This window comes from Clostridium cuniculi, assembly GCF_004353185.1.
Lineage (GTDB): Bacteria > Bacillota > Clostridia > Clostridiales > Clostridiaceae > Clostridium > Clostridium cuniculi.
Window position 1 is genome coordinate 15,865 of the sequence record NZ_SMUS01000040.1, and the last position, 22,209, is coordinate 38,073.

At 28.3% G+C, this 22,209-nt stretch carries 19 protein-coding genes; 1 reads left to right on the forward strand and 18 read right to left on the reverse strand.

Annotated features, from left to right (window positions below; translation table 11 throughout):
* Positions 1-85: 85 nt before the first annotated feature.
* From spoVE to EJJ37_RS16450, 12 genes are all read right to left on the reverse strand, one after another.
* Positions 86-1,210: a stage V sporulation protein E gene (spoVE, locus tag EJJ37_RS16395; RefSeq protein WP_133016564.1), complete on the reverse strand. Its 1,125-nt coding sequence runs from the start codon at positions 1,208-1,210 to the stop codon at positions 86-88.
* 22 nt (positions 1,211-1,232) lie between these two features.
* Positions 1,233-2,219 (reverse strand): phospho-N-acetylmuramoyl-pentapeptide-transferase, encoded by a 987-nt coding sequence (gene mraY / locus EJJ37_RS16400; protein ID WP_133016565.1) that lies wholly within the window; start codon positions 2,217-2,219, stop codon positions 1,233-1,235.
* Between the two features lie 40 nt (positions 2,220-2,259).
* Positions 2,260-3,618, reverse strand: a complete 1,359-nt coding sequence (locus EJJ37_RS16405) for a UDP-N-acetylmuramoyl-tripeptide--D-alanyl-D-alanine ligase (RefSeq protein WP_133016566.1) — start codon at positions 3,616-3,618, stop codon at positions 2,260-2,262.
* Between the two features lie 163 nt (positions 3,619-3,781).
* Positions 3,782-5,983 carry a stage V sporulation protein D gene (locus EJJ37_RS16410; protein WP_133016567.1) on the reverse strand — a complete coding sequence of 734 codons (2,202 nt, stop codon included), beginning with the start codon at positions 5,981-5,983 and terminating at the stop codon, positions 3,782-3,784.
* Positions 5,984-6,081: 98 nt separating this feature from the next.
* Positions 6,082-6,558, reverse strand: a complete 477-nt coding sequence (locus tag EJJ37_RS16415) for a hypothetical protein (protein ID WP_133016568.1) — start codon at positions 6,556-6,558, stop codon at positions 6,082-6,084.
* 32 nt (positions 6,559-6,590) lie between these two features.
* On the reverse strand, positions 6,591-7,523 hold the full coding sequence (gene rsmH / locus EJJ37_RS16420) for a 16S rRNA (cytosine(1402)-N(4))-methyltransferase RsmH (RefSeq protein ID WP_133016569.1): 933 nt from the start codon (positions 7,521-7,523) through the stop codon (positions 6,591-6,593).
* A gap of 13 nt (positions 7,524-7,536) precedes the next feature.
* Positions 7,537-7,965, reverse strand: coding sequence for a division/cell wall cluster transcriptional repressor MraZ (gene mraZ, locus EJJ37_RS16425; protein ID WP_133016570.1), 429 nt, complete (start codon positions 7,963-7,965; stop codon positions 7,537-7,539).
* A gap of 302 nt (positions 7,966-8,267) precedes the next feature.
* A complete protein-coding gene (ychF, locus tag EJJ37_RS16430) occupies positions 8,268-9,365 on the reverse strand; it encodes a redox-regulated ATPase YchF (RefSeq protein ID WP_133016571.1) in 1,098 nt (365 codons plus the stop codon).
* Between the two features lie 124 nt (positions 9,366-9,489).
* Positions 9,490-9,951, reverse strand: a complete 462-nt coding sequence (locus EJJ37_RS16435) for a GNAT family N-acetyltransferase (RefSeq protein ID WP_133016572.1) — start codon at positions 9,949-9,951, stop codon at positions 9,490-9,492.
* Positions 9,952-10,025: 74 nt separating this feature from the next.
* Positions 10,026-10,430: a GNAT family N-acetyltransferase gene (locus tag EJJ37_RS16440; RefSeq protein WP_204596863.1), complete on the reverse strand. Its 405-nt coding sequence runs from the start codon at positions 10,428-10,430 to the stop codon at positions 10,026-10,028.
* Positions 10,431-10,642: 212 nt separating this feature from the next.
* Positions 10,643-12,394 carry an ABC transporter ATP-binding protein gene (locus EJJ37_RS16445; RefSeq protein WP_420808548.1) on the reverse strand — a complete coding sequence of 584 codons (1,752 nt, stop codon included), beginning with the start codon at positions 12,392-12,394 and terminating at the stop codon, positions 10,643-10,645.
* 34 nt (positions 12,395-12,428) lie between these two features.
* A complete protein-coding gene (locus EJJ37_RS16450; RefSeq protein WP_133016574.1) occupies positions 12,429-14,159 on the reverse strand; it encodes an ABC transporter ATP-binding protein in 1,731 nt (576 codons plus the stop codon).
* Positions 14,160-14,647: 488 nt separating this feature from the next.
* On the opposite strand from EJJ37_RS16450, the gene pdaA reads away from it, so the two are divergent.
* Complete coding sequence (pdaA, locus tag EJJ37_RS16455; RefSeq protein WP_133016575.1) at positions 14,648-15,448, forward strand: delta-lactam-biosynthetic de-N-acetylase; 801 nt, start codon at positions 14,648-14,650, stop codon at positions 15,446-15,448.
* Between the two features lie 91 nt (positions 15,449-15,539).
* Here pdaA and EJJ37_RS16460 read toward each other — a convergent pair whose 3' ends face one another.
* From EJJ37_RS16460 to EJJ37_RS16485, 6 genes are read right to left on the reverse strand one after another with little or no spacing between them, the layout of a single operon-like run.
* Positions 15,540-16,172: a cyclodeaminase/cyclohydrolase family protein gene (locus EJJ37_RS16460; RefSeq protein WP_133016576.1), complete on the reverse strand. Its 633-nt coding sequence runs from the start codon at positions 16,170-16,172 to the stop codon at positions 15,540-15,542.
* A 12-nt stretch (positions 16,173-16,184) separates the two neighbouring features.
* Entirely contained in the window at positions 16,185-17,330 is a 1,146-nt protein-coding gene (locus tag EJJ37_RS16465) for a glycosyltransferase (RefSeq protein ID WP_133016577.1), read from the reverse strand.
* A 5-nt stretch (positions 17,331-17,335) separates the two neighbouring features.
* On the reverse strand, positions 17,336-18,616 hold the full coding sequence (locus EJJ37_RS16470; protein ID WP_133016578.1) for a glycosyltransferase: 1,281 nt from the start codon (positions 18,614-18,616) through the stop codon (positions 17,336-17,338).
* Between the two features lie 9 nt (positions 18,617-18,625).
* Positions 18,626-20,161 carry a murein biosynthesis integral membrane protein MurJ gene (gene murJ / locus EJJ37_RS16475; RefSeq protein WP_193553939.1) on the reverse strand — a complete coding sequence of 512 codons (1,536 nt, stop codon included), beginning with the start codon at positions 20,159-20,161 and terminating at the stop codon, positions 18,626-18,628.
* Positions 20,161-20,898 (reverse strand): WecB/TagA/CpsF family glycosyltransferase, encoded by a 738-nt coding sequence (locus EJJ37_RS16480; protein WP_133016580.1) that lies wholly within the window; start codon positions 20,896-20,898, stop codon positions 20,161-20,163. Before EJJ37_RS16480 ends, murJ begins: the two co-directional genes overlap by 1 nt.
* A gap of 16 nt (positions 20,899-20,914) precedes the next feature.
* Entirely contained in the window at positions 20,915-22,006 is a 1,092-nt protein-coding gene (locus EJJ37_RS16485) for a tetratricopeptide repeat protein (RefSeq protein WP_133016581.1), read from the reverse strand.
* Positions 22,007-22,209: the final 203 nt, after the last annotated feature.

Below are 22,209 nucleotides of genomic sequence, written 5' to 3' on the forward strand. Positions count from 1 at the left end.
AATTTTTTATAATTATTTTACATTATTCTTTTTATATTGTACACAAAAATTAAGAGCTTCTTATACAAGAAGCTCTTAAAAACTTTTAAATTATTTTCTTTTCAACCTGTCTTGATATATTTAATAATATTCCCATTGCCGTCAGATTTATTACAAGGGATGTTCCACCATAACTAATAAACGGCATAGGTACTCCAGTAACCGGCATAGATCCAGTAACAACAGCTATATTAATAATAGCTTGAACTGCTATAATAGATGTAATACCCATAGCCAAAAGTTTACCATAAGTATCCTTAGCATTCATAGCAACTCTAACACCTCTCCATATAAATATTAAAAATAGACTTATAATAATTAAACATCCAATTAACCCCAATTCTTCTCCTATTATAGAAAATATAAAATCATTATGAGGTTCTGGCATATACAAAGTTTTTTGTCTAGATTGCCCAAGGCCTAAACCTGTAAGACCACCTGATCCTAATGCCAAGAAAGATTGTATTAATTGATATCCTGCATCTGCTGCATCTTTCCATGGATCTATAAAGTTTAACATTCTTTCCCTTCTATAGTCAGAACTAAAAATAAAGAATATTGCTAATGTTAACATTGCTGGCATAATAATTCCAAACAAATGTTTAATTTTACCTCCTGCTACAAAAAGCATTATAAAAGTAACTATCATAATAATAGAAGCTATACTCATATTATGTTCTGCTAAAATAAGAGCTGCAAAGAAACCTGATACACATAAATAAGGTACTAACCCATGCCAAAAATCTTTAACTTTATCTCCTTTAATATCTATACTAAGTGCTAAAAACATTACAACTGCATATTTTGTTAATTCTGATGGTTGAAAAGATAATGGACCTAAAGAAATCCATCTTTTTGCACCATTAATTGCTGGAAAGAAAAATACAGCAATTAATAATGGTATTGTTAATAAAAGTAATTTTGGTGTTATCTTTTTTAACTTATGATAATCTATAGACATCATTATAGTCATTGATATTACACCTATTATTGCCCAAATCAATTGTCTTTTAAAGAAATACATACTATCGTTATTATGAAACATAGCATAAAAAGAACTTGTTGAGTATACCATAACAACACCTATTGATAATAGTATACATAAAGTATAAAATATACCATAATCAATTTGGCCCATTTCTTTTTTTTCTTTGGGCTTATAAAAACTCATAGACATTCCTCCAATTTAATTACTAAATTGCAAAAAACCCTATTATACATAAAACTACTGTTATTATTGAAAATACTGTAACTACTTTTACTTCATTCCATCCACATTGTTCAAAATGATGATGGATTGGAGCCATTTTAAATACTCTTTTTCCAGTTAATTTAAAGGAAGTAACTTGTATTATTACTGATAAAGCTTCTACAACATAAATTCCTCCAACTATTACGATTAATAGAGGATAACCACTTATTATTGCTATTGTAGTAATAGCTCCACCAATTGCTAAAGATCCTGTATCTCCCATAAATACTTTTGCAGGATAAGCATTGAATTTTAAGAATCCAATTAATCCAGCTATTAATGCTACTGAAAATATAGTTAATGAGTAGTCTTTAATTATAAACGTTAAAACTCCAAAAAATGTTAAAACTAAAACTGATACTGTCGATGCTAATCCATCTAATCCATCTGTCAAATTAACAGCATTTGTCATAGCTGCGTAAACAAATATAACAAACGGAACATATAACACACCTAAAGGAAGCTTAAAGCTAGTAAATGGTATTACAATATCATGAGGTAAATTTACATAGCTATAGTAACCAAATGCTCCTGAAACAATTAATAATAGAAGCATTTTTTGCCATGCCTTTAATCCTTCACTTTGCTTTTTTAATATTTTTAAAAGATCATCTAAAAATCCAATAAACCCAAATGCAATAAGTGAATATAATGCTACCATTCCTTTTTCAGTAAGACTATCACTCATAATAATCATTACTATTGTTGTTGAAAGAATAAACATTACTCCTCCCATTGTAGGAGTTCCTGCTTTCTTTAAATGACTTTTAGGTCCTTCTTCTCTAATGTTTTGACCAAACTTTAATCTTCTTAAAAGTGGTATTGTAATCGGGCCAAGTATTAAAGCTATAATAACCCCTATTACAAAAGTTAATATTAATATTTTTGTTATCTCTCCTGGTAATATGTTCATAGTACTATCCCCCATATTTTACTGCTATACTTAGCAGTTCACCTCCTTCGTTGAATTACATCTCTTCTAAATTTTTAACAACATCTTCTAGTTTAACACCTCTAGATGCCTTAATTAATACTACGTCATCTAGTTTAACAATATTTTTCAATTCTTTTATGCATTCCTCTTTAGTGTTATACATGATTATATTATCATTATCAAATCCATCTTTAAAGTTTTTAATATATCTACCTATAACTATTAAGATATCAACTTTATCTTTTGCATATCTTCCTACTTCAAAATGAGCTCTTTCTGATTCGTCTCCTAATTCGTACATATCACCTAAAATTGCAATCTTTCTACAATTTTTATAAGCTGAAAGTACATCTAAAGAAGATCTCATTGAATCAGGACTGGCATTATAACAATCATTTATTATAGTAAGCCCTTCTTTTTTTATAACTTGTAATCTCATGGAAGTAGCTTCTAAATTTTCAAGTCCTTTAACCATTTGTTTAAAAGAAACATTTAAACACTCCGCAACTTCAATTGCAAGCATTGTATTTAATACATTGTGCTTACCTGCCATTGGTAGATTAAATACAGCTTCTTCACCAAAAGCATGAGCTAAAAACTCTGTTTCCTCTTCTCTTAATATAATATTAGATGCGTAAACATCATATTCATGATTATAACCAATTTTTTTAACTTTAAATACATTTGATGAAATATTTTGTAATAGTTTATCTTCACCATTAACAATTAATGTATTTTCACTATTAAAGAAAGTAGCTATTTCCATTTTTGCTTTTAAAATATTTTCTTGCGTCTTTAAATTTTCTATATGTGATAATCCAATATTAGTTATAACAGCCATATCAGGTCTAGCAACACTTGCAAGTAACTCTATTTCCCCTAGAGAACTCATCCCCATTTCTAATACAGCCACATCAAATTCTGAAGTTAGCTCTAATATCATAAGTGGTAGTCCTATATCATTATTGAAATTCCCTTTTGTCTTAAACACTTTATACTTATCACTTAGAAGAGCTGCTATTAAATCTTTAGTTGATGTTTTTCCTGTTGAACCAGTAACTCCAACAACTTTAAGCCCTAATTTTTCTCTATAAAATTTAGCTAAATTTAATAATGCTTCTCTAGTATCTTTTACTTTTATTATAGTACCTTTATTTTGCACTTCTTTTAAGTCAAATTTAACTTCATCTATTATTACAACAGATGCTCCATTTTCTAAAGCCTTTACTGCAAAATCATTTCCATTAAAATTAGCTCCTTTAATTGCTAAGAAGACATTATTTTTTTCTATTTTTCTTGTGTCAATACATAACTTATTAAAATTAATCTCTTCCTTTTGTACAATAACTTCTCCGTCTATTGCATTTAGCATTTCCTTAAAAGTCATTTCCATAATAATCACTCTACCTTCATCTTTCAAATATTATTTTTCTTTTTACTAAGTATGCTTCTTTTAATTATAGACATCTATATATCTTCTTATTCTATAATAAAAACATTTTATCTATACATAAATTTAGCATGTGAATCTACCACATGCTAAAAAATAAAAAACCTTAATCTCCATACTCAGCACTTAATGTTAACTTTACAGTAGTACCTTCTGAAATTAGTTCCCCACTAGGAATATTTTGATTTATTACTACTCCATCTCCTTGAAGTGTATATTTTATTCCTAAGCCTTCTAAAAGCTCTACAGCCGATTCTTTTGAGTAACCTCTTACATCAGGCATAACAACATCTTTATTATATGTTGCATTTTCATCTGTGTAAAGATTTATTGTAGAACCTTCTTTTATAGTATATCCTGGGTAAGGCTGCATATTTGTTACTGTTTCCCCATCCCCTTCTACAGTACACTCCAAATTATATTCTTTTAGTAACTTTTTCGCCTCTGAAACTGATAATCCTCTTAACTCTGGAATAACTATATCTTTTAATATTACATTCTCATCTTGTGTGAACTCACTATCTAAATAATTAAATATATCCTCTAATAAGATTTTACCTAAAGGAGCCGTTACTGTACCAGCATAGTATGCACCATTACTTGGCTCATCTATACTTAAAAATACAGTTATTTGAGGATTTTCAACTGTTGCAAATCCTGCCATAGATGATATATACTTTCCTGACTCATAAGATCCTGTTAACGGATTAACTTTTTGTGCAGTACCTGTTTTAGCTCCAATATGATATCCTTCTATATAAACTTTATTAGATCCTCCTTGATTTACTGTTCTTTCCAAGTAATCTCTTAAAGTAGCAGCTGTCTCTTCAGAAATTACATTTTCTTTTGTCTTTGGTTCAAACTCTTCATCAATCACTGTATTTCCATTGCTATCTACATGACTTATAGATTTCATTACATGGGGTTGTATTAATGTACCTCCATTAACTATTGCATTGAATGCAGTCATATATTGAACAGCATTAACTGTATTTGTTTGACCAAAAGATATTGTTGCAAGGTCAGCATCATTCATATTCTCTGCTGATTTTATTATTCCTCTTGCTTCTCCTGGTAAATCTACTCCAGAAACTTGTCCAAAACCAAACTTTTTAATATATTCAACAAGCTTTTCAGCTCCAATTTTTTCTCCTAACTTCATAAACCCAACGTTACATGAATTTTGAAGAATTTCAGGTAAGATTTGACTTCCATGTCCTGATCTTTTCCAACAATGGATAGTATGTGGTCCAACTTGTAAGCTACCTCCACATTCAAAAGTATCAGATTCTGAAACTAATCCTTCTTCTATAGCTGTTGACATAGTAACTACTTTAAATATTGATCCTGGTTCAAAGGTATCATTAACTAAACTATTTCTCCACATCTTTTGAAGTTTTTCAGCATCAGTTTCACCTGTAAAACCTTCATACCCTTCAAATGGATTATTAGGATCAAAATCTGGTTCATTAACCATAGCCAATATTTCTCCATTTTGTGGATTCATTATAAGTATAGAGACTCTTTTTGCTTTATTATCAACAAGACCTTTTTCTGCTACTTTTTCAGCTATAGCTTGTAAATTTTTATCTATAGTTAATGTTACATCCTTACCATCAATAGGTGCAGTAAAGTTTGATATTGTATAATCTAAAGCTTCACTATTTCTATCTAACTCAGTAACTCTTATTCCTGGAACTCCTGAAAGATATTCATTATATTGAAGTTCTACTCCAGTTAATCCTTGTCCATCACTATTTGTACTTCCTAGTACATGTGATAAGAATTGTCCCTCCGGATAATATCTTTGAGTGTCTGGAGATACTATAACACCTTGAATATTCAATTCCTTAACTTTATCAGCTAAGTCCTTTTCAATTCTTCTTACCAAAGTAGCTGAACCTGCGTCACTACCATTTGCAAGCTTGGTCTCAAGCTTCTCCTTAACTTTACTAGTATCCATATCTACTGCTTCTGCAATTAAAGGAGCAATATCATCAGTAGTCTTTTCATTTTTCTTTAAATACTGCCTAATAGAATTTAAGTCAAAGTCTATTCTGTAAACATTAGCTGATACAGCCAATTCATTTCCATTTCTATCTAAAATTCTTCCTCTTCTTGCATCTATTCTAACTTCACTTGTCCATTGATCCTCTGCCCTACTAGAATAATCATCTCTTTTAACAAGCATAATATAGGATAGCCTAATAATTAGCAAGGCAAACACAGCAATAATAAACCATAGAGCTACTACCATTCTTTTGCGCATGACTGCTCTATCCTTAAACCCTCTCTTATTCTTATTCATATTAAATTCCTCCAAGGAACATTTAACTAATGAATAATTAGAGTTCAAAATACTACTACTAAGATATACCTTGCGTCTACACTTCTATAAATTATCCATTAATTAAATGCTGCTATAATTTTTTGTAGTAAACCACTCTTCTTGCTTTCCTCATTTTTTAAATGTGAAAAGTATTCTTTTGACATATCAATACTTATAGTACTTTCAGAACTTGGATAAACCATTCCTAATTCATTTTCTGCTGTGCTTTTTATTTTATCGAATGATGCAAATTTTAGCATATCTACGTTAATTGCTGCATTTACATCTTCTTCTTCTTTCATATTACCTTCTAAAATTAATAATTCTTTTTGAAGGGCGTGTATTTTCCCATCTAGATATAAAGTTGTAGCTCCTAATGCAAACATAACCGTAGCAATTGTTAAGCCACTAACTAAAAGGCTTTTTCTTTTTTGGTGAGCTTTACGCTCTCTCTCTTTTCTTTGTAAATCTCTTTTTTTATCTAGTTCCTTAACTTTTCTCTCTGGTGCTAAAGCTGTATTTCCTCTTATATAATCATATTCCCTAACTCCCATTTTATTCACATCCCTGCCAATTTTCATAATATTTATATCTTTTCTACTACTCTTAATTTTGCACTTCTACTTCTTGGATTTACTTCAACCTCTTCCTTTGAAGGGTCTATTGCTTTTCTTGTTATAACTTTTACCTTTGCTTTCTCTCCACAAACACAAATTGGAAACTCCTTTGGACATCTACAAGACACGGCTAAATCTCTAAACTTATTTTTAACTATCCTATCCTCTAGAGAATGGAAAGTAATTATAGCCATTCTTCCGCCTTTACTTAGTTTATTAACACCATCTTCTATAGCCTTATTCAGAATTGATAATTCACTATTTACCTCAATTCTAATAGCTTGGAAAGTTCTTTTTGCTGGGTGAGGTCCTTCTCTTCTAGCCTTTGCTGGAATTGCATCTTTTATTATTTCTACTAGCTCTAATGTAGTTTCTATATTTTTTTCACTTCTTCTAGTTACAATAAAATTAGCTATTCTCTTAGCAAACTTCTCTTCACCATAATCTCTTATGATTCTATATAATTCTTCTTCACTATAGTCATTAACAACTTCATAGGCAGAAAAACTATTTTCTCTATTCATTCTCATATCTAAAGGTGCATCTTTCATATAACTAAAGCCTCTTTCACCTTCATCTAATTGATAAGAGGAAACTCCTAAATCCATTAGAATACCATCAACTTTTTCGATTTCAAGCTCTTCTAAGATTGCTCCTATATTGTGAAAATTGTTATGTACAAAAGTAACATTTGAATAGTTCTGTAACCTTTTGCCTGCTGCTCTTAATGCATCTTTATCTTGATCTATACCTATAAGCCTTCCTTCACCAGATAATCTTTTAACAATTTCAGATGAATGGCCAGCTCCTCCTAATGTACAATCAACATAAATACCATTTTCTTTAATACTAAGTGCTTCTAAACATTCATTCAGTAAAACTGATACGTGATTAAATTCCATTCTTTCTAACTCCTTATATTCCTAAATCGCCCATTTTTTCAGCAATTGAATTAAAATCTATATTTAATTCATTATACTCTTGCCATTTTTCCTTACTCCATATTTCTACTTTGGTTAAGGCTCCTATACTTACTATATCCTTTTCTATCCCTGCATATTCTTTTAGGTTTAATGGAATTAATCCTCTTCCTTGTTTATCGATTTCCACTTCACATGCACCTGAAAAGAAAAATCTTACAAATGCTCTCGCCTCTTTATTAGTGAGTGGTAACTTTTTAAGTTTTTCCTCAAGTATTTTCCATTCCTTCTCCGGATAAGCGTAAAGACATCCATCAAGTCCTTTAGTAATTACGAACCTTTCTCCTAGTTCATCTCTTAACTTTACGGGTACAATCATTCTATTTTTGCTATCCAAGCTATGTGAATATTCGCCAATAAACATTTTGCACCTCCATCAAGCCATACTAAACCACTTTTAACCACTTTACACCACTATATATATTCTATAAAATTATTCGCTTTCCTTCAAGATATATTTACTTAAAATAGTATTTTTTTCTTATGACAAATATAGGAAAATTAATAGTTTCTTCTATTCTTAAGTATAAGCAATGCCAATTTTTGCATTTATTACATTTTCCGGAAATTACTTGCGATATTAGTCTTTTTTTCTCTTTATTTATTGTATGTTTTTTTCATAAAAATAGGAACTGTTTTAACAGTTCCTATTTTAATAAATATCTATTATACATTAAATCTGAAGTTTACTACATCTCCATCTTTCATTACGTATTCTTTACCTTCAAGTCTGTATAATCCTTTTTCTTTAGCTGCTGCTTCTGAACCACATTCAACTAAATCATCATATGATACAACTTCTGCTCTTATAAATCCTCTTTCTATATCAGAGTGAATTTTACCTGCTGCTGCTGGAGCTTTAGTTCCCTCTTTTATAGTCCAAGCTCTAACTTCTTGAACACCAGCTGTTAAATAACTTATTAATCCTAATAATTTATAAGATGCTCTTATTAATTTACCTAATCCAGATTCTTCTATTCCATACTCTTCTAACATCTCAGCTTTTTCTTCTTCATCTAATCCAGATAACTCTTCTTCAAGTTTAGCACACACAACAACTACTCCTGAATTTTCATTTGCTGCATATTCTTTAACCATCTTAACATATTTATTTTCAAGATTTCCACTCATCATGTCATCTTCTGATATATTACAAGAATATAATACTGGTTTAGAAGTTATCATAAATAAAGATTTAACAAAAGCTTCTTCATCTTCATTTAACTCTAATGTTCTAATTGGTCTATTAGCTTCTAAATGAGCTTTAACCTTTTCCATTATTTCATATTCTGCTTTAGCTTTTTTATCTCCTGATCTAGCAAGTTTTACTCCCTTTTCCATTCTTCTTTCTAAAACTTCTAAATCTGCAAATATAAGCTCTAAATTAATTGTTTCTATATCTCTAATCGGGTCTACTGAACCTTCAACATGAACTACATTTTCATCTTCAAAACATCTAACTGCATGTACTATGGCTTCAACTTCTCTGATATGTGATAAGAATTTATTTCCTAATCCTTCACCTTTTGAAGCTCCTTTAACTAATCCTGCAATATCATAAAATTCTACAGCAGTATAAACTTTTCTCTTTGTACCATACATTTTTTCTAATACGTCTAATCTCTTATCTGGTACGCTAACAACACCAACGTTTGGTTCTATTGTACAGAATGGGTAGTTTGCTGATTCTGCCCCTGCCTTTGTTATAGCATTAAATAATGTACTTTTTCCTACGTTTGGTAGTCCTACAATCCCTAATCTCATCTATATAACATTCCTTTCATCCGTTACTAATACTTCTAAGATTATACTCTAGAACTAATTTAATTTCAACGATAAAATATTCTTTTATTCTCCATAGTTTTTAAAAACAATTAAAATACTATCGCTACCACTTTTCTTTAATCATTCTAAATTCTCTATATATTTTTTCTTCTATTTTATATTCAAATGAATTTAACTTTTTAAATCCAAAGCTCTCATACATTTTAATAGCTATTTTATTATCTATTTCTACACTTGTATATAAATTTTTATTAGGTAACTTATCATGAAAAAATTCTAAGAATTTTTTTAGTGCTATGGTTCCATAGCCTTTATTTTGATGATTAATATCAATCATAAATCTCGAAAACGACCATCCTTCTAATTCTTTATCATAATCATATAATAAAAATCCTACCATTTCATCACCATTATATATCCCTAATGGATATAATTCTTCTTCATAAGCAGCTTGTACTAATGAAAAAATATTGCTAGCTACATAGTGTTTCTGATGTTTTCCTACTGTCAGCTTGACACATTCATTGTAATTTGTTTTATCTATTTCTCTAAAATTTATATTCATTTTTTTGATCCCCTATATTATTAAATCCACTATCTCCCAAAAAATTATGAATTTATATCATCTAAAATATTATACTATCTTACATATCCAATCATATTCATATCTTCTAATTTTTCAAGCTTAAAAGATTTATAAAATTTATTATCAACTACATCTTCTATATCTGTAATTACCATAAACATTCTTACTTTTGAATACTTGTCCATAATTCTCTTAAACAAATGTGTTCCTATTCCCTTCTTTTGATACTCTTGCATTACGATTAAATCTTGCACCATTAAAATATGTTCTCCATCCCCAACACACCTTATAAATCCAACTAATTTTTCTTCATCAAAAGCACCTAAAATATATAATGAATTATTAAATGATCTTATTAATTTATCATCATCCTTCAAATAAGCATTCCATGATTCCTTTTTATAAATCATTTTTACCTCTTCTATTTTTGATGAATCAAATTCCTTATAATTAATCATTTCTATCCTCCATATTTCTTTACTAACCTTTTATTATCTATAATCCTCTTTATATTATCTGGTATATCCATATTCTATACCTCCTTAATTTAAACTCTTTAGTTTAAGTGAAAAGCTAAGAATACAATACTAAAGTTACACTCTTAACTTCTCACTTTTAACAAATCCTTACTTAAATTTAATTACTGAAACTACATTAAATTACTTAATTACTAAGCTCCTTCACTTAAGAAGTTGTATTGTGCCATATACAATTCATAATAACTTCCCTTTTTCTTTAAAAGCTCTTCATGATTTCCAACCTCTTCAATTTCACCATTATTTATAACCATAATCTTATCACAATCTCTAATAGTAGAAAGTCTATGAGCAACTACAAAGGAAGTTCTTCCATGAAGGATCCTTTCTATCCCTTCTTGAACTAGCTTTTCTGTCTGCGTATCAATATTAGAAGTTGCTTCATCTAAAATTAATATTCTTGGATTAGCAAGAAGTGCTCTTGCAAAAGATATAAGTTGTCTTTGCCCTAAAGATAATCTTGATCCCCTTTCATTAACTTCAGTATTATATCCTTTTTCTAACTCCATGATAAAATTATGCGCATTTACAGCTTTAGCTGCATTAATTACTTCTTCATCAGTAGCATCAAGCCTTCCATATCTTATATTTTCCATAATTGAATCTGAAAATAAAAATGTATCCTGAAGCATAATTCCCATTTGGCTCCTCAAACTTTCTAAGTCAACATTTTTAATATCTTTTCCATCTACTAAAATTTTCCCTTTAGTTGGATCATAAAATCTACTTAACAATGAAACTATAGTACTCTTACCAGCTCCTGTAGCTCCTACTAAAGCAATTTTCTCCCCTTTTGAAACTTTAAAACTTACATTTTTCAAGACTTCATTTTCATCATCATAAGAAAAAGTAACATTTTTAAATTCTACATTACCTTCAATCTTCCCAATTGGCTTGGCATTTAAAGAATTTTTTATAACAGGTTCTACATCTAATATGTCAAATATTCTATCTGCTGCTGAAAAATTTGTAATTAAAGTATTATAAAAACTTGAAAGATTCATAATAGGCCTCCAGAACATACCAACATACATTGAAAATGCTATTAATGTACCTATTTCTATTTCACCACTTTTTATTAAAAAGTATCCTACAGCAAAAACCACAAGAGTTCCTATACCCCAAGATAATTCTACTAATGGCCAGAAACAATCATTTAGCCTTACTGCTTTTACAAATGAATTACTTAATTCTCCTACCATATCTTTAAAATTATTTTCTGTTCCTTTTTCTCTAGCAAACCCCTGTACAACTTTTATTCCTGAAAAATCTTCATGAGTAAAACCATTTAAATTAGAACGTTTATTTCTATAAATCTCCCATCTTCTTCTCGAATAAATCTCTATCCAAAACATTGCAAATCCTAATAAAGGAAGCAGTGCTATTGACGCTAAAGCTAATTTAATATTAAGCACAAACATTATTATCGCAACACAAAACAAATTAATTATTTGCGGAATAAAAGATTGTATTGCTTGAGAAAATAAATTTTTCAAAGCATTAACATCTCCAACAACCCTTGCAAGTATTTTCCCTACAGGTCTATTATCAAAAAAATCAAAGGATAAATATTGAATATGGCTATATAACTCATGTCTTATATTAACTAAAATGTTATTAGTTATACTAGTTATCATATTCCATCTTATTTTTGATAATCCCCAAGCTACTAAATTTAATGATAATAAGGAAACTCCTATTACTATCAAACCATTAACATTTCTACTACCTACATAATCATCTATAGCTATCTTCAATAATAAAGGATTTACTATTTCACAGACCATCACAAATATCATTAATAGAACTACTAAAAAAGATTTTAATTTATATGGCTTAAGATAAGTTAATAACTTAATTGTTATTTCGCTTTTACTACGTCTCATAACTTCTTCATCTTTATTTATATTATTCTGCATCTTATATAACCTCCTTTTCTAAAGCATTAAAATCTTTAAACTGCTCACAATAAATATCATAGTAAGCACCTTTTAATCCTAACAACTCTTCATGAGTTCCTTTTTCTTTTATTTCACCATTCTCCAAGTAAACTATTAAATCTGAATTTTTAACTGCTGAAATTCTATGAGCAACTATAAAAGTTGTACTTTGTTTTTCCATACCAGATAAATTCTTTAATAGCTCTTGTTCTGTCTCCATATCTAAAGCTGAAGTTGAATCATCCAAAATCAAGATTGAAGAATTTCTTATTAAAGCTCTAGAAATAGATATTCTTTGTTTTTGACCTCCTGAAAGCCCTATTCCTCTTTCTCCTATTTCAGTATTAAAACCTTCATCTAAATCTTCTATAAAATTTAAAGAACATGATAATTTAGAGTATTTTTTCACTTCATCTATATCTGCATTTTCATTACTAAACTTTATATTATTTAAAATAGAATCTGAAAATAAGAAAGTATCTTGTGGTACAATCGCCATACTACTTCTTAAAACCTCTAAATTATAATTTTTAACATCTATATCATCAACTTTTATACTACCTTCTTTTACATCATAATATCTTCCTATAAGGTTTAATAAAGTTGATTTTCCGGAACCAGTAGTTCCCATTATAGCTACAGTACTTCCTGCTTTAATATCTAAATTAATATTTTTCAATACTAATTCATCATTATAACTAAAACTAACATTTTCAAATTTAATATCACCTTTAATTTTTATATCATTTGATGAACCGCTTTTTATTTCAGGCTCCCTTTCTATAATTGCAAATATCTTTTTAGCAGAAGCTAAATTCCTTGAAATTAAATCTGTAAGTTCTCCAAGCATTCTCATTGGCCATATAAGATTCCATATATATCCACTAAAAGCTACTAAAACTCCAACAGTCATATCCTCATTCATAACTAAATATCCACCTAAAACTATCATTATTACTAATGAAATGTTAGTTAAGAACTCTATTTTAGGAAAATAATTTCCTATTATTTTTGCTTGATTCATATTTAAATCATAGTAAGATTTATTTAATTTTAAAAATTTGCTTATTTCATACTTTTCTCTTGAAAAAGCTTTAACAAGTCTTATACCAGCTATATCCTCTTGTGCAGTAGTGTTTATCTCAGCTGTCTTGTCACTTATTTCTCCATAACATTTACCAAATTTCTTTTCAAGCTGTACTGCAATAAATCCTATTGGAATCATAACTATAAAACATGCTAAAGCTAATTTCCAGTTTAGAGAAAATAAGATTATTGTTGATATAACAAAATAAATTATATTTTCAACAAAAAGCCTTAGTCCATAACCAATAGTTTGCCATATATTTTCTGCATCTTCTCCAATTCTTGACATCAGCTCTCCAGTATTCATTTCATCAAAATATTTAAATTCCAATTTTTGAATATGAGTAAAAAGATCATTTTTAATATCCTGATGGACCCAAGTACTCAACAGGTCATATTTAAACTCTTTATTATACCCAAATATTGCTTTAATTACTGAAATAACTAATATAGCCCCTAGAACAAAAAATATGCTTTTTTCATTTCCCGCAATAATTCCATCATCTATAAATATTTGTTGCATATACGGAATTAATAAATCAACACCAATAACAATAAGCATAGATATAGTTCCAAAAATCAATGTTCCCTTATACTTTAATACGTACTTAAATACTTTAGTCATTACTGACTCCCCCTTTAGTTTAAAATTTAATTGTTAGCCACCTTTTAGATCTCCATTTTTCATACTTTTACCTCCTTTTATAATAAAAAAAGCCATGGATATACCATGGCTTTTTATCATAATAATATAATTAAATATACTTTCATAAAAATATATAAAAAGGCCATGGCTAATAACCACGACCTCTATTTACTAAGTAAAAATTTTATTTAATTTTATACAAACTATTTTTAACTATATAAAACTATAGAGATAGGGTTATTCTTATTTATTCTATTTTCTTTATAATTTCTAAATTTAATATTTAACATGTTCCTACCTCCTAAATAATTTATTCTTTTACCAGTATATTCCTGTATTTTTTATTTGTCAATATTTTCTTTTTACTTTTATTCAATATTTTTATATAAATCCCCTCTTTTTTCCACGTGTAATATCTCTCCATATACAAAACATATTAATATAACTTATGAAAGGGAGGATTTAGAATGAGAAAAAATAAGTTGTTTGTTTTCATGCTAGCTTTAATTTTATCAATAAGCTGCTTCTCTACAATTGCCTTTGGCCACTCTATAACTTTGGCTTCAGACGATTCAGAATTAAATTGGTACTTTGTAAATAGAGGTAAAGACACTTTACCAGAATGCCCTAAAGAGGCTACAGGACTTTTATCTAAATATGATGCTTATTATTTAGGTGATACTAATGAAAAAGCCATTTATTTAACCTTTGATGAAGGATATGAAAATGGTTATACGCCAAAAATATTAGATGTTTTACGTGATGAAAAAGTTCCAGCAGCTTTTTTTGTAGTAAAGCCTTATATTGTTGATAATCCAGAAATTATTAAGAGAATGGCTGATGAAGGTCATTTAGTTTGTAACCATTCTAATCATCATCCATCAATGGCAACTGTTACAGACCCTGAAAAATTCAAAGCTGAATTCACTGATGTAGAAGAAGCATATAAAGAAATTGTTGGCTCAGACATGCCTAAATTCTTTAGACCGCCTATGGGAAAATATTCAATAAACTCTCTAAAGAAAACTAAAGATTTAGGTTATAAAACAATTTTTTGGAGCTTTGCATATAAAGATTGGATTATAGATAATCAACCTAGCGAAGAAGAAGCGATTAAAAAGATTACAAATGGTGTTCATCCTGGTTGTATAATGCTTATACATGCAGTTTCTAAAACTAATACAGCTGTTTTAAAAACTGTAATACAACAAATTAAAGCTGATGGCTATGAATTCAAATCACTTGATGAACTTCCAGACTATCAATAATTTATTTTAATGTATAAATCCTAAGTATTTCAAATAAAAAAAGTCATAATAAATAAGGTGTAAAAAACTTATTTATTATGACTTTTATCTTTTATATTCCAAAAGATTTTACTATCTCTGTCTTTCTAATAAGTGATGATTCTATTATTTCCTTGCACTTATTAGGTATATTTTCATACCCTTCTTTATTTCCTAAACTATTAAAATTAACAAGGGCATTTACTATAGCACTTTCTATAGCACTATGTAAAAGTATTGCTGCAACTATAGCATCTGAAGTTAAATTTTTATTTCCAAACTCAATTGCAAAATCTATATTATCATAAAACTCTAAAGAATCCTTAGCCAAATTTAATGGTGATTCCATTGCTGCTATTGTTTTTTCTTTAATCATTTGTGATCTATATCTTTTTTCTTCATCAGTATCCTTTGGCAATTTAAATGTATCCATTAATGCTGTAAAAGTATCTCTGTCAGCTTCCATATAATAAATACTTTTGCTTATAAACTCTTCACATTTTTCTTTTAAGTTTATCATTTTTTCTTTATTATTATCATCTAGCTTTTCAAAAGATTTTTTATCTACAGTGAACGAGTATACCATAGAATTTAATGCTCCTGCCAAAGCAGAAACTAATGCAGCAGTACTTCCACCTCCTGGTGATGGCAAATCAGTCTTTAGTTCATATAAAAACTTATCTATTGAATATTCTTTAAAATTCATTCTAGCACCCCTTTATTTTATTACTTCTTTATAGACATTTATTATTTTTTTTATTATTACATTTGCACTAAACTTCTCAGTACAATATTTTCTTAATTTATCCGGTTCGTATTTCTTATTATTTTTTCTCATATATTCCATAGTTTCACTTAGCTCTTTTATATTATCTATCTCAACTAATATTCCAACATCTTTACTTACTATATCCTCTGCACCACCATTAAATGTTCCTATTACAGGCTTACCACTAGCCAAAGCCTCTATATATACCACTCCAAAGGTTTCGTATCTTGAAGGCAAAACAAAAACATCGCACTTATTCATCCAGCTTGATACCTCTTCTCTAGATAATGCTCCTGTAAATGTCACTTGATTTTCTATACCTTCACTTTTAGCTATACCTTCTAGCCATTCTCTTTGGCTTCCATCTCCACCAATAACTAATCTTACCTTTTCATTTTTAAATTTCTTTGAGAATGCTTTAATTAAAGTATCAAATCCTTTTTCTCCCTCTAAAAAAGCAACACTAAAGAATATAAATTCATCACTTTCTTTTTTAATATCCCTTATATCAAAAAGAGATAAATCAACTAAGTTACCTATAACTTTTATATCTTTTCTATTTGTTAATTCTTCTATTTCTTTTTTAAGTCCATTTCCAACTGCTATTATAGCATCTGCACTTTTATAAGAATTAACTATTCTCTTATAATAACTTTCTCTAACATATTGGCCTCTTTTTACAGAAGAATGTTCCGTAATAACTAAAGGAATATTATATTTTTTTGCTACATAAGCCGCACTTATTCCACCCCACAGTGATGATTGTGCATGTATAACATCAACTTTCCCTTCCTTTTTTACAACTTCCTTATATAATTTTTCCATTCTTTTATCAAAAATATTAAACATTAATGGATGCTTAGGTATAAAATTATAATTTTTATATCTGTAAGTTCTTAATCCTTTTTCAACATTAAAAGATAAACCACTTTTCTCTTTTACTTTTCCCATTAATGTTAATGGCCAAATTTCATTATATGCAACTGTAACCTTTACTCCACTTTCTTGAAGTTTTGTTGCTTGTTCTCTAAAAAAACTACCATGAACTTTATTTCTATTATTATCATACCAAGAAGGTATAAACATTACGTGCATAATAATTACCCCTTTAAAATATCGTTAAGTCTTTTAGAAATGTATTGCCATTTATATTCTTCAATAGGTCCATACTTCTCATTATTTTCAAGCATAGAAACTATTTTATTAATTCCATTTACAATCTCATGAGTATTATTATTTACAACAATACATTTTTTCTTATTTTCCACCACATCCCTTATAGGATCATTTTCATCTCCAAGAATAACAAAAATAAGACCATCTGCTCCAAAATAATCATATATTTTAGCTGGAATTTGTTTTGAGTTTTTATTTCCAAATAATAATAATACTTCACTATTAAGCATATATCCTAACGCTTCATCATAAGGAATTCTAGGTGAAACATTAACATTTTCAACTTGCATTAGCTTATTTTTTATATCTTCATCATCTATATTCCCAAAGAACATAACATTTAATTTATTATATAGCTCAACATTCTTATCTTTAATATCATTTAATGCCCCTATAAAAGGATTAACATCTCTAAGTTTCGAGAAAATTTCTCCAGCATAAACAAAATTAATTTTATCTTTATTTATAAGAATTGGCTTAGAGGATTTTTTAATTTCACTATATTGCTTTTCATCATAACCTCTTGTTACTATAAAAGTTTTCTCCACAGGAATATTATATGATTTTATATAGTCATCTCTATTTGCCTTAGTTACAAAAATGAATCTATCACTAAGCTCAACAATTTTCTTTTCAAATGAACCTTCAAATTTCCTTCTTGCTTTACTTATATTAGCTCTAGTTGAATCTTTAAGCCATGGATCACTCCAATAAGTAACCCATGGTAAATCTCTAAATTCTTCCTTAATCTTAAGAGCACAAATATGACTTGATGGTGGCTCATGCATTGAAAACATAACATCAAATTTTTCTCTTTTTGCTAATTCAATACCATATTTACTTGCAGACTTAGCCCAATTTAAATACATATCTGGCACGGCTATAATTGACTTACCTTTTTTAAGCAACGTTCTTATAAAGCTTTTATTAATTTTAGATACATCGGTTACTTCTGTATTAAGAGATTTCTTAGGCATTATTTTTTCAAATATTTTTCCACCAGAAATTATATGCATTTTAACTTTTTTATCTAACATACTTAAAATATACTCATCATAATAAATTGAGTTTTTAGGAAAATTTACAGTTAAAAGATGAACTTCATTTCCATCAATCTTAGCTAAATTATTTAAGTATTGTAAAGTTTCAATAGATGCTGAATTATTAATTAATGGTGAATAGCACGCTATAAATAATATTTTCATATTTTCCTCCTAAATCCCTCTTTTAGATACTTTGTTTTTTATCATATCTATTACTTCATTAAATTCTTCAACTTTTAATATTTTACACGCTATGAAATAAATAATAGCTCCTACTACACCATTAAGTAAAATAGTTAATATTGCATTGTTTAAATTAATCTTATTATTTAATAATGTAAGTGCAAGAAGCATTACTATTGCCGATAATGATATTTTAAATAATTTTATTATCATAGGAAAAACATCAAAATCCCCAACAAACTTTCTAGTAGAAATAAATAATAATACTGCTGTTATCATTGATGCTATTGTAGAGGCTATTGCTACACCAAATATACCAAATATCTTTGATAAACTAATACTCAAAATAACATTTACAACTACACCAATTATTCCATTGATTGTTGTTACTTTAGTTTTTTGCATTGAAAATAATGATGAATTTAAAATATCTCTTACTCCTGTAAATGGAAGTACTAAAGAATATCCTAAAAATGCACTTGCTGTAATTCCTACAGCTACATCATTAAACTTACCCCTCTCATAAAAAGCACTTATAATTTCCTTATTCAATAATATAAATCCGATAGAAATAGGTACTAACAATAAAGCAATTATAGAAATAGACTTTGTTAAATACATTGAAAAACCTTCATTATCCCCTTCATTCAATTTATTTGCCATAAGAGGATACATAACTGTTACAATAGATGTTGTTATTGCAGTATTAGCAAAAACTATTATCTTTTGTGCAAAATCTAAACCACTAACAGCTCCATCTCCTAATGAAGATGCTACTTTCATATCAACTACCATATTTAATGAGTTTGCACCTGAACCAATGATTACTGGTATAATTAATATTAATATTTTCTTTATTCTCTCATCTTTTAGATTAATAAATAATTTAAATCTATATCCATGCTTATATAAGACTGGAACTTGAACTGCAACTCTTAAAAAGTTCCCAATTACATTTGCAATTGTTAAACCAACAATACTAATATCATTAAAGAATAATAGGTAAATTATCATTGGTGCATTAAAGAACATACCTAAAATCGAAGGAACAACAAAATCTTCACATACTTGTAGCATTGCGGTATAACATGCATTTATCGATAGAAATAAAAGATTAAATAAAGTTATTCTTGTTAAAAAAACTGTAAGAGTAAACTTTTCTTTACTAAATCCGTCAAACATAAAAGCAACTATTTCATTTGTAAATATGAAACCTAAAGCAAAAATAACTATTGAAATAACTAATAATATAGAAATAATATTATTAGAAAATTTAAACATTTCATCTTTATTTTTATCATACTTAACTTTACTAAGCATCGGAATAAACACTGTTGATATAGCAAGACCTACAATAGTAAAAACAGTTTCTGGCACAGATACCGCTGCTTTATAAGCATCTGTATAAATACTAGCACCAAACTGATATCCAACTAGCATATCCCTAAACAATCCTAAAAATCTGCTTAGGATGCTAATTATCATAACTAAAAAAGCTGCTTTAAATATTTTGTTACCTTTCATTATTTATTACCTCTACTCTTTGCAACAGTCCATATAAACTTAGGAATACTTCCAAGCCTTTTAATTCTCCAAGGTTCTTTGGCAACTCTATAAGCCCATTCCATTCCTATATTAATCATCCATCTTGGAGCTCTATTTACCTTTTCAGCAATTACATCAAAACTTCCTCCAACTCCCATATATATCTTACATGGAAGCTGATCCATATACTTTACAATAAATTTTTCTTGCCTTGGACATCCCATTGCAACAAATAATGCTAGAGGCTTTTTATTTTTTATTTCTTCTAATATTTCTTTTGAATCTTCTAAATCAAAAAATCCATTATGATACCCAACAATATTAATTTTAGGATAATCTCTTATTATATTAGCAACACAAGCCTTTAAATTTTCTTCACTTGCTCCTAATAAGTAAATACCTTCTCCGGTCTTTTCACATTCATCAATTATCTTTTTCATAAGCTCAATTCCAGCAATTTTCTCTTGTACAGGTGTTTTTAAAATTTTACCACTAATTTGCGTCCCAACACCATCAGGTATTATTAAAGAAGATTTTGATGTAAAATTATCAAATAACTCCTTATTATTTAATCCTGTATATAAAACTTCTGGATTTCCAGATACTATATGAACCTTATCATAAGAAAATACTGTCTTAACACACTTTTCTATATCTTCAGAAAATATATTATATCCTAATATATCTATACTTTTGAATTTCTCTTTTTTCCCCATATAAACTCTTCCTTCATTATCCCTTATTTATCATAGTATCTAATTGTTTAACTATTTCATCTTCAGGATTTAAATTTTTTGCTATATCTAAATGTAATTTAGCATTTTCTAAATCATTAATATTTAAATAACACATTATAATATTAGTACATATCTCTACATCTCTTGATGCTTCAAATGCTTTTTTGAAGTATTTGATTGCTTCTTCAAATTCACCAATACATGCATAGTTTAATCCCAGCTCAACTATAACCTCAAGTATTCCACTTTCTCTTTTTACACTTTCTTTTAAATAATAAATAGCCTTATGATAATTCTCTAATTTTCTAAAAGCTATTCCTAAATAATAATAAATAAGTGGATTTTCTTCAAACTCTTCACCTAGTCTAAGTAATATTTCAATACTTTTTGCTGGATCTTCAGCTAATAGCTCTATAGCATTTTCATAATCTGATATATTATTTATATCATTATTTATTATTTCAATCTCTGGTGTTACTTTTCCCCCATTATTGAAATACTCATTTATAGCAACCTTAGCGCCTTTAAAATCACCTTCATCTTTTAAAACTATAGCTTTATATAAATATGGCTCAGCTATTTTTAAGTTATTTGATATACAATAATCTATATCCTCAAGTAATATATCCTTAAAGCTGCTTTCTTCCTCCTTAATAGTTTCCCCTACAAGTAATATTTTTTTCATAACTTCTAAATCTTTAGAATATGTATAATATCCTTTTAATAAAAGATATGCATCTAAGTATCTCTTCTCTTCTATTCTCTTGCTTATAAGTGACTTTATACAAGTTTCAGTATCCTTTATATAATCTAATATAAGTTCATAATCATCATTGAATCTTAATTTTTCATCACTTCCTATAGCAATAAACATACCTTCTATGAAATAATATATTGGAAGATTTTTAATTTTAATTTCATCATTTATATTAGAACTAATATATTCAGAACTTATTGGCAAATATAAATCTTTATTTTTAAAAGTTACATATGATGGTATTCCTATATTTTCTTTAAATCCATCTTTATTCATTTCTAAAAATAATAACTTACCTAATCTTTCTTTAATTTTTACCTTATAATCCATAAGTTACACTCCTTTAGTAAATTATTTCATTATTCATAATACAGTATTAACATGAAACTTTCAAATTAAATACTAAAATCAGGACCACCCGTAAAACGGGTGGTTTGCTCTACGCCTATAAGGCTCTGTTACTGGCTGTGCTACTCGCACGTCGAACGGTTTGCCAACCGCATATTTTTACTGGCTACCCCTAAAGGGGCTTT